The organism is Methanobacterium sp., assembly GCA_016222945.1.
In the GTDB taxonomy this organism is placed as follows: Archaea; Methanobacteriota; Methanobacteria; order Methanobacteriales; family Methanobacteriaceae; genus Methanobacterium_D.
This window is the reverse complement of the sequence record JACRPY010000002.1, coordinates 435,266-448,269: the sequence shown is the minus strand read 5'-3', so window position 1 is coordinate 448,269 and position 13,004 is coordinate 435,266. Positions and strand designations below refer to the sequence as shown.

15 protein-coding genes and 1 pseudogene are annotated in these 13,004 nt (G+C 34.5%); 4 read left to right on the top strand and 12 right to left on the bottom strand.

The window, feature by feature from the left end:
• The first annotated feature begins 13 nt into the window (after nt 1-13).
• The gene (locus HZC47_02405) at nt 14-1,012 is read left to right on the top strand and encodes an NADH-quinone oxidoreductase subunit H (protein MBI5679732.1); all 999 of its coding nucleotides are present in this window, start codon (nt 14-16) and stop codon (nt 1,010-1,012) included.
• Nucleotides 1,013-1,241: 229 nt separating this feature from the next.
• Nucleotides 1,242-1,505, top strand: a complete 264-nt coding sequence (ehbP, locus tag HZC47_02400; protein MBI5679731.1) for an energy-converting hydrogenase B subunit EhbP — start codon at nt 1,242-1,244, stop codon at nt 1,503-1,505.
• 85 nt (nt 1,506-1,590) lie between these two features.
• On the opposite strand, the gene HZC47_02395 is transcribed toward ehbP, so the two are convergent.
• Entirely contained in the window at nt 1,591-2,070 is a 480-nt protein-coding gene (locus HZC47_02395; protein ID MBI5679730.1) for an HXXEE domain-containing protein, read from the bottom strand.
• A 119-nt stretch (nt 2,071-2,189) separates the two neighbouring features.
• Here HZC47_02395 and HZC47_02390 point away from each other — a divergent pair, with 119 nt between their 5' ends.
• A complete protein-coding gene (locus HZC47_02390) occupies nt 2,190-2,525 on the top strand; it encodes a helix-turn-helix transcriptional regulator (GenBank protein MBI5679729.1) in 336 nt (111 codons plus the stop codon).
• 62 nt (nt 2,526-2,587) lie between these two features.
• Here the strand turns inward: HZC47_02390 and HZC47_02385 are convergent, their stop codons facing one another.
• The 4 genes and pseudogenes from HZC47_02385 to HZC47_02370 form a co-directional block, all read right to left on the bottom strand.
• Nucleotides 2,588-3,187 carry a nitroreductase family protein gene (locus HZC47_02385; GenBank protein ID MBI5679728.1) on the bottom strand — a complete coding sequence of 200 codons (600 nt, stop codon included), beginning with the start codon at nt 3,185-3,187 and terminating at the stop codon, nt 2,588-2,590.
• Between the two features lie 139 nt (nt 3,188-3,326).
• Nucleotides 3,327-3,896, bottom strand: coding sequence for a flavin reductase family protein (locus HZC47_02380; protein ID MBI5679727.1), 570 nt, complete (start codon nt 3,894-3,896; stop codon nt 3,327-3,329).
• A gap of 42 nt (nt 3,897-3,938) precedes the next feature.
• Entirely contained in the window at nt 3,939-4,076 is a 138-nt protein-coding gene (locus HZC47_02375; protein ID MBI5679726.1) for a hypothetical protein, read from the bottom strand.
• Between the two features lie 93 nt (nt 4,077-4,169).
• A pseudogene (locus HZC47_02370) lies at nt 4,170-4,743 on the bottom strand (flavin reductase family protein).
• Between the two features lie 106 nt (nt 4,744-4,849).
• On the opposite strand from HZC47_02370, the gene HZC47_02365 reads away from it, so the two are divergent.
• Entirely contained in the window at nt 4,850-5,131 is a 282-nt protein-coding gene (locus tag HZC47_02365; GenBank protein ID MBI5679725.1) for a PadR family transcriptional regulator, read from the top strand.
• A 34-nt stretch (nt 5,132-5,165) separates the two neighbouring features.
• On the opposite strand, the gene HZC47_02360 is transcribed toward HZC47_02365, so the two are convergent.
• The 7 genes from HZC47_02360 to HZC47_02330 form a co-directional block, all read right to left on the bottom strand.
• Nucleotides 5,166-5,318: a hypothetical protein gene (locus tag HZC47_02360; protein MBI5679724.1), complete on the bottom strand. Its 153-nt coding sequence runs from the start codon at nt 5,316-5,318 to the stop codon at nt 5,166-5,168.
• Between the two features lie 62 nt (nt 5,319-5,380).
• Nucleotides 5,381-6,676: a GMC family oxidoreductase gene (locus HZC47_02355; GenBank protein MBI5679723.1), complete on the bottom strand. Its 1,296-nt coding sequence runs from the start codon at nt 6,674-6,676 to the stop codon at nt 5,381-5,383.
• On the bottom strand, nt 6,673-7,287 hold the full coding sequence (locus HZC47_02350; GenBank protein MBI5679722.1) for an L-2-amino-thiazoline-4-carboxylic acid hydrolase: 615 nt from the start codon (nt 7,285-7,287) through the stop codon (nt 6,673-6,675). Before HZC47_02350 ends, HZC47_02355 begins: the two co-directional genes overlap by 4 nt.
• Complete coding sequence (locus tag HZC47_02345) at nt 7,284-10,064, bottom strand: AMP-binding protein (protein MBI5679721.1); 2,781 nt, start codon at nt 10,062-10,064, stop codon at nt 7,284-7,286. Before HZC47_02345 ends, HZC47_02350 begins: the two co-directional genes overlap by 4 nt.
• Nucleotides 10,065-10,068: 4 nt before the next feature.
• Nucleotides 10,069-11,304 carry a polysaccharide pyruvyl transferase family protein gene (locus HZC47_02340; protein ID MBI5679720.1) on the bottom strand — a complete coding sequence of 412 codons (1,236 nt, stop codon included), beginning with the start codon at nt 11,302-11,304 and terminating at the stop codon, nt 10,069-10,071.
• Nucleotides 11,305-11,364: 60 nt separating this feature from the next.
• A complete protein-coding gene (locus HZC47_02335; protein ID MBI5679719.1) occupies nt 11,365-12,189 on the bottom strand; it encodes an NAD(P)H-dependent oxidoreductase in 825 nt (274 codons plus the stop codon).
• Between the two features lie 166 nt (nt 12,190-12,355).
• Entirely contained in the window at nt 12,356-12,991 is a 636-nt protein-coding gene (locus HZC47_02330) for a TetR/AcrR family transcriptional regulator (protein MBI5679718.1), read from the bottom strand.
• Nucleotides 12,992-13,004: the final 13 nt, after the last annotated feature.

Genomic DNA, 13,004 nt, shown 5'->3' with positions numbered 1-13,004 from the left:
AGGAGAAATGGGAATGGATACAACAATGATTATAAATTCAATATTAGCAGTGATTGGAACACTGATTTTAGCATTTGCAGTAAGTATCTGGCTTCCAGGTATTGAAAGAAAATTTATTCATGCCAGAATTCAGCAGAGAGTCGGCCCACCAGTTTCAAGCCCGGGATTTATGGCCCCTATCAAATTCTTCTTTAAGCAAGTGTTAACTCCTAACTCTCCAATGCCCCGACTGTACAATGCACTCCCATTAATCAGTTTGATCATAATAGTGTTCATATTATTAGTTATAATGCCACAAATGTATTCATTTGCAGCTTTAGCAAGTATTATAGCAGTAATAGGGCTGCTTAAGGTTGAAGAAATTATGTACATGTTTATGGGTTCACTTTCAAAATCAGTTATGTCAGTTGGCATGCCCTTCCCCGACCTTGTAAAAGGTGCTAAACACGTTAATGAAACACGATCATTCATTGAAGAGCTAAGTACACTTCGTGCATTCCGTCTTATAGCTTTTGGATCATTCCCATTATATATTGCATTATTTGTACCTGTTGTGATGGCTAAAAGTATATTTTTAACAGATATATTCGCTTTTCAGCAGATACACGGCCCAGTGCTCTTTACTGTTGCTGGAGCAATAGGTGCAATTGTTTATTTCATTGGTTTCATGATAATGTTAAATGAATATCCATTCGCCATAATGAAAACCAAAGCAGATGTTATTGAAGGCCCTCTACTTGAATATATGTCTAAATACAGAGCATATGTTTATATTACCAGAGGATTCTTGATATTTGTGCTTGCAAGCCTGTTTACAACCATGTTCCTAGGAATACCTCCAAACATATTTAGCTGGAACATACTGGTAACCATAGCTGTAGCAATAATATTCCCAATAGCAATGGCTGTAATGAGTGCATTCTCCCCAATATTCACATTCAGGCAATTTTACCCAGTAGTAGCAGCTACATCAATCTTAGGAGTATTGGCAATTGTTGCCTCAGTTTTATAATCCCCTTAACTTGATAAAAACAAAAATTAATTCACAGAGGACTAGATAAATATGTAATTCAACCTTTTTAAAAAAAAGGTTGATCAAAAAATCCCTCAAAAATCAAAGCATGCAAATCTCTGATTTGCTGCGGAAATTGTAATCTAATAGTGAAATAGCAGGATTCCGATTAATAAATCTCCCTTTACTTGATAAAAACAAAAATTAATTCACAGAGGACTAGATAAATATGAAATTTGTAGTAAGACCTCAGCACATTATTAGTGTCGGCGGATATATTGTTGAAGTTGATTTCCCTTACAGAAACATAATTGTAGTTAATCCAACTGAAGAGCCAATAAAAATAGATGTTCCCATATTTTCCACTGAATGGATTGATGAACACCGAAAATTAGGGCTTGAAATAACTCCTACAAAGGATGAAGATTCATTTTTACGTACTTGGAGAAAAACTAAGGCCAAACTGGACAAAATAAAAGGTGAATCATCCTAAGCTTCTTTTATTTAAAAATAAAAAAAATAAAGCTGATTATGACTCTTTTAAACATTATTACACTTTTTTCTTTTTTAATTTAAAGTTAATCTGCATAATCCGCCAAAATATTTTTCCCTAATTTTTCTAAATGCGGAACTAAGGCCATTAATAAAGCACTTAGAACAACTGTAGCTATGATTATTTCCATCCAGCTTATAATATTATTGCTTATGGAAAAAAATAGGATTAAGCTGCTGAAAGGAACCATAAGGAAAAGTCCTGTTATCAATCCTGGGCAATACCTTTTTAAAAGGATTGTCCCACCTAAATGGGCAAAAAATGCATTGAAAATCATTGCTCCGTTAAATCCAAAATAAAAAAGTTTTAATACATACTCCTGCGGAAACATAATGAATAAACCTGTAGATAAATAAGCTAGCAATGTAACTATTAAAACAGCAAAATGAAATTCAGTTTTTGATACTGATTTTCGAAGTTTTCCAGCAAATTTTGACCATTGAGGTAACCATAATGCCTCTTCAATATTATGTAGAGTTATTGCTAAAGGAAAAAGTAAAAACATACTAAAAAAAATTGAATTATCCAATTAAATCACTCCTAATAAAATCTTTTAATAAATTTTTATATTCAGTATAAATTAGATAACATTAATACTATAAAGTTTATAGTAATATAGTAACTATGCAAAAAGAAAGTAATTATGTCTGTGAATGCAAACTATGTGCTTTAAACACTATTTCGAAAAAATGGGCCATTTTAGTCATTGAATCCATTGGAAATCATGAAAAAATAAGATTTAATGGAATTATGGAAAATGTGAAAGGAATCAGCCCTAAAAGTCTTTCTAACCTATTAAAAAATCTTCAGGAAGAAGAATTGATCCAAAGAGAATCCTTTTCTGAGATTCCTCCAAGGGTCGAATATTCACTGACAGATACTGGAAAAGAACTACTTGAAATACTGATACCTATTATTGAATGGGCAAAAAGAAGGGATCATCTTTATCATGAGATTTGACTTATTGACTGACTCTAAATTAAATTTTCTTGTGCTTTAAGCTTCTTTTCAACTTTTTAATTTTATTTGATGTAATTAACTACATTTTTATTTCTTTCAGGTGCCCTGTTATTAGTTGAACCATTCGAAATCTCTGATTTCGATGCGTCGAAATTAGAAATTTCAACAGCTTTGTATCCTAAAGTAACAGCATAATAAGGTTTGTAACCTTCTGGTATGCCTAAATTTTCAACATTTTCTGGATTTTCAAAGAAGAATCTGGCAAGTCCTATCCAGCATGAGCCAATATCAATAGATTCTGCTGCAAGAAGCATGTTTTGGATGGCTGCACAGCAATCTGCAAAGGGTGTAGTGGCATCTTCTTTTCCTGAAACAACTACAACTGTTGGTGCATTATACAAAATATGTAAATGTTCTGCTTTTCCCATTTTAGATATCCATTCAACTGGTATTTCTGCCATGACTTTTTTAGATTCCACGTTTATCTTATCAATGAATTCTTTATTTTGTATAACTGTAAAATGCCACGGCTGGTCATTATGGCCTGTTGGAGCATATATAGCAGATTCAAGAATTATTTCAAGTTCTTCATCCTTAATTTGCTCTGGAAGATATTTCCTAATGCTCCGCCTACTTTTAATATTTTCTAAAACTTTGTTCAATTTATCACTACCTAAATATTATTCAGTGCTTCTAATTTAGATTTACCACTATATAAAACCATATTATTTTAAAATAATAATTATTAAATGAATAAATTTAATTTAAAGCTTTTATATCCCTTTTAAAACATCAACTAAATCATCTAATTAAATCTATTCCTACCGAAAAAGCATTTGCAAGACGTTTTCCAATACCAAAATAGGCTCTAAAGGACGGATCGTACAAAAATGGCTTAATAAGTTCTATATCTGGATTTCCATTATCCAAAAAATTCTCATCAACTTTTACATCCAATATTTCGCCTGTAAAATGAGTATGTAATCCAAATTCGGCTGTATGAACTAATTTACATTCTAAAATTAGTGGAAATTCTTCAATATATGGTGCATCTACAAGTTCGCTTTTAACAGGTGTTAATCCTGTTTTTTTGAATTTATCTTCATTTCTTCCAGATGCCATTCCAAAATAGTCTGCTTCTTTAATGTACTTTTCAGATGGAATATTTACTGTAAAAACCTCTTTATTCATGATATTTCCATGAGTATAAGTAGCTTCCCTTAGAGAAATTGAAACACATGGAGGAGCAGAACATGATATTCCTCCCCAAGCTGCATTCATAGCATTTGGCTTTCCATATTTATCATAAGTCCCAATTATAAAAACGGGAGTTGGATATACAATTGTTTTTGCACCAATAGATTTTTTCATATTTTCACCTTTAATACATAAATAAAATAAAATAAAAGATGCTTAGTCACAGCATCCTTTAACATCTTTGCACATTTCTTTTCCTTCTTTGGTAGGAACTATTTTCATTCCATCTTTGTTGCAACTGATTGTTGCCACTGTTTTGTCATTGCATACTATTTTACATTCCTTGTTTTCCATAATGTTCGACCTCCTAAAGTTGAACACTATCGGTTATGCGATACTGCCATTTATAGTTATCGGTTATGCGATAATTCAAAAAATTTTAAACCATCAGAAAACCCCCTCGCCAATTTTTTCACCTAATTTATAATAACTTCGAAGAGAAATATCAAAAATAAATGGTAAAACCTTTCCCATATCAATTTTAGTTAATTTATGGCCAGATTTCAAATTAATGGATGTGAGTACATCTTCATCAGCATTTAAATCCATAACTTCACCTATAAACATAGTATGAGAACCTAAATTGACTGTTTCTTTTAACCTGCATTCCATAACTACAGGAAATTTTTTTACATACGGAGCATCCACTGTTTCTGCCCTTAAAGGAGTTAATTTGGAAATTTCGAATTTATTAACATTTTTCCCCGAGGCTAACCCCAAATAATCTGCTTCCATCACATATTTTTCAGTAGGGAGATATGGTATATGCCTTTCTTTTAATGATATTATGATAGGTGTATGTAGCTTCACGAAGGGCCACGTAAACACAAGGAGGATCCAAACAACACATGCCTCCTGCAGCTGCATTCATAACATTAGGCTTACCCTCACCATCATAAGATCCTACAATAGATACAGGTGCCGGAAATCCTAATGTTTTAGCACCAATACTTTTCTTCATATAAATAACCTCCCAATACACATCTTATAATTTTCATGTTTTAGCAAAGTTATCATAAAATTATTTAACCCGTTTTACAATATGTATTTGTATGGAATGCTGTGAGATGAAAGGATATTTAACCTACCTAATACTATGGATTTTAGGCAAAAAAAGCATGAATGGCGCCGAAATAGGTAGGGAACTGGAAAAACGGCGAGGAACTAAACCAAGTCCTGGTACAATTTATCCTGCACTTAAAGAATTAAGAAATAAAGGCCTAATTGATGTTGATGAAAATAAATATTATTCATTAACCTCTAAAGGTGAAGAAGAACTTAAATCCTCATGTAAATTCTTCTGTAACATATTTTATGATATTAAAGAAATGTCAGATTTCTGTGAATAAATTAAAAAATAAAATGAAATATCAAAAATATAAATTAGGGACTATGCACATTTAACTCCTTTAAAAGCCTGTCTCTCTCATTTTTAAGCTCTTTTAGTAAATTTTCATCGCATTTACCCTTCTTTTCAAGGTAAGCTATGGTCATGGTCACAGCTTCAAGATTAGCTTCATTTGGATTTACTGACATTTTAAACCTCTTTGGATTTATAAAAATATACACATCTAATCTAAAATGTGCCTTAATAGTTATTAAATCATTTCATTTTCTATTATCTTACGTGCAACTTTTAATGCAAGTGCTGCAGTAAGCAATATGGTAGGTAAACCCTGTGAACGAGGGGCTAATGATAGATCAGCAACCCATAACCCTTCAGGTAACCATGATGGCTTCATGGATGACACATCAGCTTTGGTTAGTGGAACAGTACCCCCAAGATGCCCTCCATTGTGCACACCGTTAATATAAGGGCCTGAAACACCTGCAGATTCCAATACATTCCTGGCCACAGAAATCGCTTCATCCAGTCGCAGATGATCTTCTTTTTTTATGTCTTTTTGCACTTTTCCATCTACATAAACCGCCCCTTCTTCTATATCTGCGAGTTTCACCATTAAACCAACCCGATCATCTATAGAAACATTTCGCCATGGTTTATGGAACCAGTGAGATAAAATATCAAGATAAGGAGATAAAATATAATCTTCATGTTTTGTATACCATGCCATAGGTAGTTCTTTAAGTTGATTAGCTCCTTTAAGAACGCCCCCAAGTGTAAGGACAATATCGACCCATAAATTATCTTTAGCAGGTAATCTGGAAGCTTTTAATATTTGGGCGGTGCCTATTCCTCCTGCAGCTAAAACCACAACATCTGCTTTAATAGGGTTTAATTTATTTTCTGATCTAACAATAACTCCTTTTGATTGACCATTTTCTATTATAACCTTTTCAACTGGTGATGACGTATGTAACGCGGCCCCAGCATTGATTGCATCATCTAAGAACCTTCGAGAATCCCATCTTGCCCCCGTAGTACATCCCAGTTCGCATAATCCGCATGATACGCATTTAACAGAATTTACTGCTTTTGGAGTGGCTTTTGGTTCCAGGCCAAGCTTTTCTGCTGCTTCAAACATATTTTGAGTTACAGGCTGCCATCTTTCCCTTGGAAATTCGGTTATGCCAATATTTCTTTCAATTTCTTCAAATTCTGGTGTAAGATCTAATCCTATTTCCTTTAATCCGTGATCAGCACGCACAATATTGCCGCAGGAGAGTACAGTAGAGCCACCAGTTGTTATGCCTCTTACGAGTACCAGATCATTTGCTGAACGGGTGGTGTCCATGGGGGGAAATAGCCTGGTGATATTTTTTTCATTTCCCAAAAGACCGGTTCTTCGAAGTGGTTCAGCCCATGATAAAAGCCTTGTGAATGGTTTAAATTCTTTTCCTGATTCCAATATTATTACTTCAAAACCTTTAGCCGCTAATTCACGTGCAGCTGTTGCTCCCCCAGCTCCAGTCCCTACAACTATTGTTCTCATGATTTAACCCCATTATTTCCATATATACAAGCTATACATTCCTGCGCTCCAGCAGTTATCCTCTCTTTAAATATCATACTCATATTTTCATTAAGACCATGGACTACACCTTCGTCTGCGGCGCTTAAAACCATACACGACTCTGATGAATAATATTTAGATAAATAACACCTATTTACTTTCATAAATAACTTTCCATCACTATTTTCTATTTTAAAGTCTATTCCCAGTATTTTATATAGTATTTTTGCTGCAAGTTCCAGATCCTTAAAACTATTTCCCACTCCAAGTCTCTGACGAGCTTCCTGACCAAGTTTACAGCCAACTTTAAACATAGCTTCCCGTCCAATTTTAATAGCGTTTTCATATCCTAATACATCAATTAGTAGCTTAACACGATTATTATGAGCCATTGCCATTGCAGCTCTTCTTTCTTCAATAGGGCCCTCTAAATTTTTATCTTTTGTCGCAATTTCCCCTATTCTTTCAGGCGCATGTTGCTTTAAAACATCGTTAAACCCTTCTATAGTAACTCTAGCAACTTTATCCAGTTCTTTCTTTAAAATATATTCTGGAAGCCATAAAGATGCAATTTTTAATCTGAAACTCATGATTGCACCCCCATACGGCCCAAATAGAGAATATTATCTGGTTTAGATGTTGAACCATAAATAAATTCAACAACATCCCCATAACGTCCCATAATCTCTTTTCTTTTAAGTTTTAGATTTGCAGTTAAATCAACGCCTATTGAAAGATCATTATATAAAATAGCCCATCTTTTAATCTCTTCTGGGCGGGAAAGCTTATTATTTATTTCTTTAATTAAATTATAAATATTTTGAAAATTTAAATTTGCTTTCTCTGTCCATAAAAAGGCGCTGCAGTAAGGTTTCCCCTCACCGATTACCATAGCTTCTTCAATTCCCGGAATATTTTTTAGCATTCCTTCAATTTTAAGTGGACTTATTGTCTTTCCATAGGAGTTAACTATAACTTCCTTTTTACGGCCAGTGATTACAAGACTACCTTCTAATGTTATATGGCCAAAATCGCCAGTGCAAAGCCAGTCATCTTTAAAAAGAGAATTTGAATCATTTTTAAAATAACCTGATGTTACCTGTGGTCCTTTTACCAGTATTTCGCCGTCTGCATCTATCTTAATGCCTGTAGATGGAAGAGGTTGGCCTACTGTTCCTATTCTATTTTTACCTACCCGATTAATGGTAACCAGTGGCGCTTCAGTTAATCCATAGGCATTATGAACTTCAATACCCATTTCATGGTAAGATTGGAGTAAATCATCGCTTATTGGTGCAGAACCAACAATTAGTTGAGCGCACCTATCCAGGCCGGTCTTTTTAAGAATTTCTCTTTTAATCAGTTTTCCTAAAAGATTCTTTAAGATTCCGTCAGAATTAATATAAATCCTGCCTATTTTAGAATCCAATACATTATACCATACTTTTTCATAGAAACGTGGCACAGAAAAGAATATTTTTGGCCGTACTTTAGGGAGAATCTCTCCTAGATCTTGAAAATCTTCCAGAAAGTATAGTTTTAAAGGTGCAGGCGCATAATATGGTGAATAAATCCCCATAATACCTTCCACTACGTGGTTCATGGGAAGGAATGAAAGATAAGATATTTCAGTGATTCTATCCTTCCAGGGAGGCATTGATGCAATGAACTCAGCCATCAAGCGGAGGTTTCCGTGGGTGAACATAACTCCTCTTGGTTTCCCCGTTGTTCCTGAAGTATAACGAATAGTAGCTGTGTCATTGAAGTTTAAATGAGTATTTACAATTTCATTTTCATTTTTACCATTATTAAGAAACTTTTTCCAGGACATAATATTAAAATTATTCTCAATGCTTCCTTCACAAAATGAAACAATAGGAATTTGAATATTAGCTTTTTTTAAATCGTTTAGAAGTTGAGGAGTGCCTACAAAAAGTACGCTTGTACCACTATCTTTTAATATTTCCTTAATTTCGTTTAAGGGGCTTGTATAATAAATAGGAACACTTACAGCGCCTGCCAGCCCAATAGCCATGTCTAGTGTAAGATATCGCGTGCTGTTAAATCCCACCAGGGCTACTCTATTGCCTTTTTCAATTCCCATACTTTGAAGAGATTTTGCGGCAAAAATTATATTTTGGTAAATATCAGTTGCACTGGACTTTTTAATTTCACCTCTAACTATTTCACAATAGTTGACTGGTCTGCTGCTCTTTTGAAGCCTGAATAAAGCCTGTTCATGAACCGTTCTATCAGATCTATGTAAAAATCCATAGTAAACAGCAAATTCAATGATTTTAGGCATTAAATCCTGCCATTTATGTTTATATGGACCTAATAACTCGTCTGTATTATCCCGTTGATAGTCTCGATTTTCATTGAAATAAGGAGAGAGAGTATTCATGGTTTCAAGTAATTTAGCTGTTCCTTTTCCAAATAAATGACTCATAGATGCAATTTTTTGAATAAAGGAAGTATTTAATGAAATATAAATAGGATCATTAAGTTTAACATCGTGATTTTCAAGACTCCACTTTTTAACAAAGTTAATAAGTTCTTTTATAGTGGGGAGAGATTCTTTGGGGGCTGTCAAGTGGAAAGTCTTATTTACTGCTCTTGAATCAAATGTAAGTTTTACAACTGCATCTGCAACATAATCTACAGGCACTAAATTTATTTTCATTGACTTAGAAACAGGGATTAGCTTTAATTGGCCATTTAAATAAAGTTTTAAGGGGACGTAGACGGTATTAAATGTTTTAATGTATCCTGTGGATGAATCACCTACAATCATGCTTGGACGGAAGATAGAAGTGTCAAATTCGGCTTTTTTTACCTCAATCTCGCTTTCAAACTTGGTTTTTTCATAATTACTTAAAAATCCATATTCTGATGTTAGAGAATTTTCTGATACAATTCCCATTTTCCCACCAGCAACGTAAGCTGTTGATAAATGGGAGAATCGTTTTAAACCATGGTCTTTATGAGCTAATTGAGCCAGTTTCAGCACGTTTTGAGTTCCCTGGACATTGGTTTTTTGAAGTTCTTCCAGGGAAGTTTTAAGCCTCCAATCTGCTGCGGTGTGGATTACGTGAGTAACTGTCAAAACAAGCTTTTCATATTCCTTTTTTTCTATTCCAAGTTCATTTTCGGAAATATCCCCATATAACACATGAATTCTGTTACCTATTTCTTCTAAAAGTTCTGGAAATTCCCACCATGCCCTGTAAAGCCCATTAATAGCATCTTCTTTATCTTTACTTCTTATAATGGCAATTATATCATGGTCATGATGTTTAATGAGGCGAGAGGTAATCTGTGTGCCTAAAAAACCATTGGCGCCAGTTAAAAGTACGGATTTTTTCATTTTCTCACTTTCCAACCTCATATTTTAGAAAATTTTTAAGTATGTCTGGGTTTTTGTTGGCACGATTAAGATGTTCCATAAACCCTTTTTTAAGTATTTCTTGCTGAATTTCAGGGCTTTTAAGCAGTTTATCAGTCTTTTCTTCTAATTTATGCCAGATTTCAGGTGACATGTAATCTAATAGGTAATTTTCCAATCCCAATTCCCCATAAAATCCCCTAAGACGCGTATCGTGTCCTACAGCTATTTGAGGAATTTGACCCTCAAGGGATAGGATTCCCGCATGATAACGGGAAGTTACAAGTAAATCAAGGCTTCTAAGGATGCTTGTCATTTGAGATGCATTATACTCCCTTGAAGAGAATACTTTAGCCATTTCCGGATTTTTCATTTTGCTTTGAATGCATCTGGCCATAGGTTCGTCCAGTTCTTCCATGCAAATTAATGCAATCCGTTTATGGTGCTTTTTAATTATTCTGTCAGCTTCTTGAGCCCATTTGAGGGCCAGTTGCTCGCTTCCTTGAACCCTTTCTTTGGAACGTGAGTAATAATACGGCCATTTATAGAGATTCTCCTTTTTGCCCCATGGGCGCATTACCACTGGCCATAAATAGAAGTCAATTGCTGCTAACCCCACTACTCCTGAATCTGACTCATGCCATCTTTCATTTAAAATATCAGCGTCTTCTTTTTCAGTTTTAAATGTAAATGCACAGTCAGCAGTTACTTCAATGGGAGCTTTAACTCCAATTTCTTTAAGTTCTTCTGCCGCTAATTCGGTTCTTGTTAAAATTAAATCAGTTTTACTGGCTTCTCCTTTAACTAAACGCCTGTTTAAAGATGATAAATGACCTGCATCAACTGCATAGGCAATACTCGGCTTTTTAAAATTTTTCGCGCATCTTGTAGCCCATAGAAATGCCCATAGCAATGCTGAAGTCCATGTATCCATGTAACAGCTTCCTTCAACTAAAACAAGAACATCGTGTTCTTTAACCAGCCTTCTTATATCTAAAAAGAATATGGAAGCTATTGGTGCGATTTTTAAAAACTCATCTTCTTCAAGATAACGCCTTAAATTCGCCTCATTTAATGTAGGAATAGTTATAATGGCATTATCCCCTAAAATTGTCCTTACATCATCTATTATTGACAGTAATCTTGCTTCAGAACCTGTATTATTGGCCCCATTATAACCAAATAAAAGAACTTTAAATTGAGGATGGTTTCTTTTAATCATAAGATCAAATCTTTATTATATTTTTTTTAAGCATAAGATAAAACATTATTCATATAACTTCTACTTTTTATCATTACCTGGACCCATGTCTCGCATCATGAAAAATATCACTTTTAACATTATTTCCGTTAGTATTTTTGTTGGGATACCTATCTTGGCTGGCTTGTAGTATTCCTTGTTTTTATAATACTTGTAATCAGCAGGCATATACTCTTCCACATTCCCAGATACAGTTTGAAAAATCCGGAAACTCATGTAATCTCTAAATTTTACCGCTGATTTTCCCTGTTTTATAAGAGAAACAGATTTCAGAGATTTATAAAATTCCGCTGCTGATTTTAAGAGTTTATCCCTATTTTTCTTTTTCATACCCTCTTTTTGAGGCCATGGAGGCGTTATCTGACCACATTTGGCTACCACATCATATCCCCATGATTCTACCACTAATTCCATGTATTTAAGGGTTTCCTTAACCCCTATGCCTCCTGTGGTGGATAAAACCAGGGCTTTCTTCCCGTGATAAGCGGGACGGTGGCAACGGTAGGCCAAACGGTCAATGAAGTTTTTCATGAGGGCAGTCACAGTCATGACATATACTGGAGAAACCAGTATTAACCCATCAGCCTCTCCCATCTTCTCTTCGATCATTTTTCTATCATCTTTTAGAGGACAAATCTCGTCTCCTTTGGACACGCAGTTAAAACAACCTTTACAACTTTCTAGATGAGCATCTTTAAGGAACAGGTATTCAAATTCATAATCTCCCTTATTTTTCATTTCTTCTTCCAGTTTTTTAGCTGCCTGGTAACTGTTGCCCTTCTTTCGAGGGCTTCCGATAATGGTCAAAACCCTCGAAAACTTTCGAAATTTCTTATTTCGGCGCATCGAAACTTTTAGTTTCGAATGCCGTACGAAGCCTCGCTTCGTGGCAGCGAATCGAAGATTCGCATGCTTTGTTTCCGGGGCATTAAAATCTCTCAAAATTCTTCGAATTTTGGAGTACGAAAAACAAAGTTTTTCGTAAGCTTCGATTTTAAAAGTTTTCATATTCTCACTCCTCTTTAACCTTAATAGCTTCTAGAAGGAATTCAGTATGGTTTGCTATCTTTTCCAGGGCTAAATCCATGAATGAATCAAAGTCATCATCATATCTCAGGACAAAATATTCAAAGAATAGGTATATGATAAATGAGAAGTATTCATAGGCCAGTGTTCGGGGGTTAAATGATTTGATCATCTTTTTTTCAATCATAATCTGGAAAGTATTTTCCCAAATAGTTATGGGCTCTTCTAATAGCTCTTTTTTGAAAAAATCTCGTATTTTTTCATTGTGATATGTTTCAATAGAAATTAAACGCCATATTTTTTCCATCTGAGGCGTGTTAATCTTTTCTATATACATCTTTGCCCCTACTTCAAAGAACACTTTTGGGCCCTGTTCTATTAATGCTTCTGCATCTTCTTCTGGCAGGCCGCTCTGGTTAAGTTCTGATTTAAAATAATCAATTATAGTATCGAGGATTGCTTCTTTGTTTTTGTAGTGGTTATAAATGGAGCTTTCCCTTATTCCTACTCCTCTGGCTATCTCACGGATAGAAACTGCGTCAAATCCCTTTTGTGAGAAAAGGTCGATGGATATGTCGAATATTTTTTCTTTGGTTGTTTTGCTTGTTTTTTGTGATATCATAATATTCACCTTA